General features: G+C 68.3%; 6 protein-coding genes. 4 read left to right on the top strand and 2 right to left on the bottom strand.

All coding sequences use genetic code 11. The features are described from left to right. Positions 1-124: 124 nt before the first annotated feature. Together trpD and ABZ297_RS46030 are read right to left on the bottom strand one after the other, a co-directional pair. Positions 125-1171 (bottom strand): anthranilate phosphoribosyltransferase, encoded by a 1047-nt coding sequence (trpD, locus tag ABZ297_RS46035; RefSeq protein WP_355360702.1) that lies wholly within the window; start codon positions 1169-1171, stop codon positions 125-127. Positions 1172-1179: 8 nt separating this feature from the next. Then, positions 1180-1578 carry a hypothetical protein gene (locus ABZ297_RS46030; protein WP_355360705.1) on the bottom strand — a complete coding sequence of 133 codons (399 nt, stop codon included), beginning with the start codon at positions 1576-1578 and terminating at the stop codon, positions 1180-1182. Between the two features lie 196 nt (positions 1579-1774). Between ABZ297_RS46030 and ABZ297_RS46025 the strand changes: the two genes are divergently transcribed. From ABZ297_RS46025 to ABZ297_RS46010, 4 genes are all read left to right on the top strand, one after another. After that, positions 1775-2428 (top strand): heme-copper oxidase subunit III, encoded by a 654-nt coding sequence (locus ABZ297_RS46025; protein ID WP_355360699.1) that lies wholly within the window; start codon positions 1775-1777, stop codon positions 2426-2428. Positions 2429-2442: 14 nt separating this feature from the next. Further along, entirely contained in the window at positions 2443-3252 is an 810-nt protein-coding gene (locus tag ABZ297_RS46020) for a c-type cytochrome (RefSeq protein ID WP_355360696.1), read from the top strand. Further along, positions 3249-4358 (top strand): Rieske 2Fe-2S domain-containing protein, encoded by a 1110-nt coding sequence (locus ABZ297_RS46015; protein WP_355360693.1) that lies wholly within the window; start codon positions 3249-3251, stop codon positions 4356-4358. The genes ABZ297_RS46020 and ABZ297_RS46015 overlap by 4 nt, the downstream gene beginning before the upstream one ends. Further along, a partial coding sequence (locus tag ABZ297_RS46010; protein ID WP_355360690.1) for a ubiquinol-cytochrome c reductase cytochrome b subunit occupies positions 4355-5547 on the top strand: 1193 nt, incomplete at its 3' end. The genes ABZ297_RS46015 and ABZ297_RS46010, both read left to right, overlap by 4 nt.

The raw sequence follows: 5547 nt of genomic DNA, 5'->3' as shown, positions 1-5547 counted from the left end.
GGTCGCCGTCCGCCGGCCGGTCAGAGGTCGTCGGTGGAAGCGGCCTTGAGCGAGCTCCACTTGAGCCACTCCTTCCAGCTCTCCTGCCTGCCTGCCGGCGGCGGGGCGGGGTGGCGCGGCGGGGTCAGGAGGCGCGGACGGCGCGGCTGACCTCGACCCAGCGGTCGAGGGTGGCCGCAGAACGGCCTGAGTCGAGCGCCTGGGCCGCCTTGGCGTAGCCGTCGGCCATCGCGCTGTCGAGGTCGTCTCCGGGGCCGTGGAGGGCCACCAGGGCCGCCGCGGCGTTGAGCAGGACGGCGTCGCGCACCGGGCCGGTCTTGCCGTGCACCAGGTCGTGCACCGCCTGGGCGTTGAAGGCGACGTCGCCGCCGCGCAGGGCGCCCGCGTCGGCCCTCGCGATGCCCAGGACCGCGGGGTCGAAGACGGACTGGGTGGCCGCGCCGTCCTTGACGACCCACACGGTGGACGTGGTCGCGATCGTCAGCTCGTCGAGGCCGTCGTCGCCGCGGAACACCAGCGCGGAGACGCCGCGCTCGGCGAACACGCCCGCCAGGACCGGCAGCATGGCGGGGTCGTAGACGCCGATGGCCTGGGCGGCGGGCCGCGCGGGGTTGGTGAGGGGGCCGAGGAAGTTGAAGACGGTCGGGACGCCGATCTCCTTGCGCGGCGGGCCGGCGAAGCGCAGCGCGGGGTGGTAGACGGGGGCGAAGCAGAAGGCGATACCCGCCTCGCGCGCCACGTGGGCGGTCTGCTCGGGCGTGAGGTCGAGCCGGATGCCCAGGTGCTCCAGGACGTCGGCGGCCCCGCACGAGGAGGACGCGGCCCGGTTGCCGTGCTTGACCACCCTGGCGCCCGCCGAGGCGGCCACGATGGCGGCCATCGTGGAGACGTTCACGGTGTGCGCGCGGTCGCCGCCGGTGCCGACGATGTCGACGACCGGTCCCTCGACGCTCAGCGGCGTGGCCAGGTCGAGCATGGTGCGGGCCAGGCCGACCACCTCGGCGACGGTCTCGCCCTTGGCGCGCAACGCGACCGCGAACCCCGCGATCTGGGCGGAGGTCGCGGATCCGGACATGATCTCCCGCATCGCCCAGGCCGTCTCGTCAGATGTCAGGTGCTCGCCGGACAGGAGCGCCGACAACAGGGCAGGCCACGTCGTACGGGAGTCCACGCAGGCACCTACTTCGCGTTGAGACGGGTGGAGGAGCGGCGGCGCATCAGGTCGGCGACGGTGTCGGCCAGAACCATGGGCTCGAGCGGCTGGGAGACGACGGCGTCGGCCTTGGACCAGTCGGCCAGCCAGCGGTCGTCGCGCCTGGCGATGATCAGGCAGATGGGCGGGCAGTCGTAGACCTCGTCCTTGGCCTGGCGGGAGACTCCCATGCCGCCGGCGGGCTGGGTCTCGCCGTCGAGGACGGCCACGTCGATGTCGCCCGAGCCGAGCCACTGGTGGACCTTGGGCTCGGTGGCGCACTCCACGATCTCCACGAGAGGAACGTCGGCGGCCGGCCGCCGGCCGATCGCCTGCCGGACCTCCTGACGGGTGGTGGCGTCGTCGCTGTAGACGAGGACCCTCATCGTGTCGTCGGTGCTCACGGTCGCGCTCACTATCGGTCGAAGCGGTATGGTCACTCTGGATCGTACCGGTGCTCCGGTGTGCAATCCCAGGCCGCCGTCCCTGGGGGGCGTTTTGCCCCAATTATCCCTGGTTGGAGGCCGGTTTGTACCTCCTAACGGGGGGGCGTGCACTGGACCGACCACCGAAGCCGCAATAATGCTGCACGTGGCGACAGCATCCGCAATAACTTCGACGACGACAGCTCATTCGTCCCGCAGACCGAACCTGGTCAGTGTCGGGACGATCGTCTGGCTGTCCTCCGAGCTCATGTTCTTCGCGGCGCTGTTCGCGATGTACTTCACCATCCGGTCGGTGAGCGAGGGTCAGGGCCTCGAGTGGGGTCCCTCGCTCCTTCCCGCGGGCGTCAACGCCGAGGAAGGCGCTCACCTGAACATCCCGTTCGCGACGGTCAACACGACCATCCTGGTTCTGTCCAGTGTGACGTGCCAGATGGGCGTGTGGGCCGCGGAGAAGGGGCAGGTCGGCAAGCTCCGCTTCTGGTACTTCGTCAGCTTCCTGATGGGCGCGATCTTCGTCGCCGGTCAGCTGTACGAGTACGGCGAGCTGGCGTCGGAGGGCGCGACCCTGTCCGCTAACGCCTACACCTCGGTGTTCTACCTGACGACGGGCTTCCACGGCCTGCACGTGACCGGTGGCCTGATCGCGTTCCTGTTCATGCTGGGACGCACGTACGCCGCGAAGCGCTTCACGCATGAGCAGGCCACCAGCGCGATCGTCGTGTCCTACTACTGGCACTTCGTCGACGTCGTCTGGATCGGTCTTTTCGCGACCATCTACATCATTCGTTAAGGAACGGGATCTCTGTGACTAGGATCACCGCTTGGCGGCGGCATCCCCTCGCGAGATATGCCGTCCTGATTTTGGCGCTGGCGCTGGTCGGGATGGTATATGCCGCCTTTGTCCAGGCGAGTAAGCCTGCCGACGCGGCGCTCGCGTCTGGCAAGCTGGACGACGTCGCACAGGGAAAGAGTCTGTTCGAGGTCCACTGCGCGAGCTGCCACGGGCTCAACGCGCAGGGCACCTCGACGGCCCCCACGCTCGTGGGCGTCGGCGCCGCGGCCGTCGACTTCCAGGTGAGCACCGGCCGCATGCCGGCGGCCGACCCGGGCGCTCAGGCTCCCCGCAAGCCGGTTCCGCACTGGGTCAACGAGGACACCATCCGCCAGCTCGGCGCGTACGTGCAGTCGCTCGGAGGTGGCCCGCAGCGGCCGTCCAAGGAGCAGGTCGACCCCGCCCTCGGCGACGCCGGCAAGGGCGGCGAACTGTTCCGCGCGAACTGCATCCAGTGCCACAACTGGGCGGGCTCGGGCGGCGCGCTGACGCGCGGCAAGTACGCCCCCAACCTGAACCAGGCCTCTCCCGAGCAGATCTACGAGGCGATGGTCACCGGCCCGCAGGCGATGCCGGTCTTCAACGACTCGACGATCACGCCCGAAGAGAAGCGCAGCATGATCGCCTACATCACCCAGGTCCGTGAGCAGAAGGACCCCGGAGGCTTCGGTCTGGGCCGCATCGGCCCCGTCACCGAAGGTCTCGTAGCGTGGGTCGTTGGCATCGCCGCACTGGCCCTGGCCGCCATCTGGATCACCGCGAAGAAGCGACAGAAGTCATGACAGACAACGAGCACGAGATCGAGCAGCCGGACGAACGCGTCCCCAAGCGCGTCATCGGCACCCCCGCGCCGGGCACCTCGATGTTCGGCGCCGACGAACGGGTGGCCGAGACCGAGGTACCCGGCGTCACGCCGCAGGACGAGCAGAAGGCGCGTAAGGCCGAGAAGATCGTGGCGCTCTGCTTCACGATCACGTTCCTGGCGGCCATCGCGTTCATCATCTCGTACGTGGTGTTCCAGGTCGGCAGCCCGGAGGCGACGGGAGTCTCCACGTTCGCGCTGGGCAGCACGCTGACCCTGGCGCTGCTGGGGCTGGCCGTCGGCATCGTGATCTGGGTCCGCCAGATCATGCCGAAGTACTCCCTCATCCAGGAGCGCCACGTCATGGCCTCCGACGAGGAGGGGCGCAAGGTCGTCGCCGAGACCTTCCTGCAGGGCGCCAACGAGAGCGGCTTCGTCAAGCGCAAGCTGCTGCGCCGCACCCTGCTGCTGGCGGCGGCGCCGCTGGGCCTGGTGCCGCTGGTGCTGCTGCGTGACCTCGACAACAGCAAGATGCCCGGCGCCGCCTTCAACAAGACGCTGCGCCACACCGTCTGGGGTGAGAAGACCAAGGACGGCAAGCCGCGCCGGCTCGTCGTCGAGGGAACCGGCCAGCCGATCCGCGCTGCCGACTTCAACTCGCCCGGCGGCATCCTGTCGGTCGTGCCCGACGGTTTCCAGCACGACATGAACGCCCTCGCCAAGGCCACGCTGATCCTGATCAAGTTCCGTCCGGAAGAGCTCAAGTCCGGCGTGAACAAGAACTGGACGCACGACGGAATCGTGGCCTACTCCAAGATCTGCACGCACGTGGGCTGCCCCGCGGCCCTGTACGAGCAGACCACCCACCACATCCTCTGCCCGTGCCACCAGTCGACGTTCGACGCGGCCGACGGCGCGAAGGTGATCTTCGGCCCGGCCGCCAGGCCGCTGCCGCAGCTGCCGATCACCGTCGACCAGGATGGGTACCTCGTCGCCCAGCGCGACTTCAACGTCCCGGTCGGCCCCAGCTACTGGGAGCGCGGCGACGCCGAGGCCGAGGCCAGGTCCAAGGGAGGCAACGCATGAGCGACCTGAGAACGGTCCCCAACGCGATCGCCGGCCCGTCCAGCTTCCTTGACGATCGCATCGGGGCGGCCAACTTCCTCAAGCGGAACATGAGGAAGATCTTCCCTGACCACTGGTCGTTCCTGCTGGGCGAGATCGCCCTCTACTCGTTCATCCTCCTGCTGCTGACCGGTACGTTCCTGACGTTCTGGTTCAAGCCGAGCATGGCCGAGATCGCCTACGACGGCTCCTACGAGCCGCTCAAGGGCGTCATGATGTCCCAGGCGTACGCGTCGTCGCTGGAGATCAGCTTCGACGTCCGCGGCGGCCTGCTGATCAGGCAGATGCACCACTGGGCGGCCCTGCTGTTCGTGGCGGGCATGATGGTGCACATGCTCCGGGTGTTCTTCACCGGTGCCTACCGCAAGCCGCGCGAGCTCAACTGGATCATCGGCGTCCTGCTGCTGACGCTGGCGCTGGCCGAGGGCCTGACCGGCTACTCCCTGCCCGACGACCTGCTCTCCGGCGCCGGTCTGCGGATCACCGAGGGCGTCGCGATCTCGTTGCCGCTGGTCGGTACGTACATCACGTTCTTCCTGTTCGGCGGGGAGTATCCGGGCGAGGATGTCATCTCCCGGTTCTATTCGCTGCACATCCTGCTCATCCCGGGCATCCTGCTGGCGTTGATCTCCGCCCACATGGTGCTCATGTGGGTGCAGAAGCACACCCAGATGCCCGGCAAGAACCGGAGCAACGAGAACGTGGTGGGCGCGCCGTTCTACCCGGCGTTCATGGCCAAGGCGGGCGCGTACACGCTGTTCACGTTCGCGGTGGTCGCGGGGCTTGCGACGTTCGCCCAGATCAACCCGATCTGGTTGTTCGGCCCCTACACGCCGGCCGACATCTCCGCGGGTTCGCAGCCCGACTTCTACATGGGCTTCCTCGAAGGCTCGCTGCGGATCATGCCGCCGTGGGAGATCAACCTGTTCGGCACGTCCCATGCGGGCACGCTGCCGTTGAGCGTGGTCATCCCGGCGCTGGTGCCGATGGGCATCATCATGACCGGTTTGGCGTTGTATCCGTTCCTGGAACGCTGGATCACGGGTGACCACCGTGAGCACCACGTCGCCGACCGCCCGCGTAACAACCCGCACCGCACCGCGATCGGCATGTCGGCCATCGCGTTCTACGGTGTGCTGTGGCTGCTGGG

Source organism: Nonomuraea sp. NPDC005983 (genome assembly GCF_040614375.1).
Classification (GTDB): Bacteria; Actinomycetota; Actinomycetes; order Streptosporangiales; family Streptosporangiaceae; genus Nonomuraea.
The sequence above is the reverse complement of the archived record's forward strand: the minus strand, read 5'-3'. Positions and strand labels throughout refer to the sequence as shown.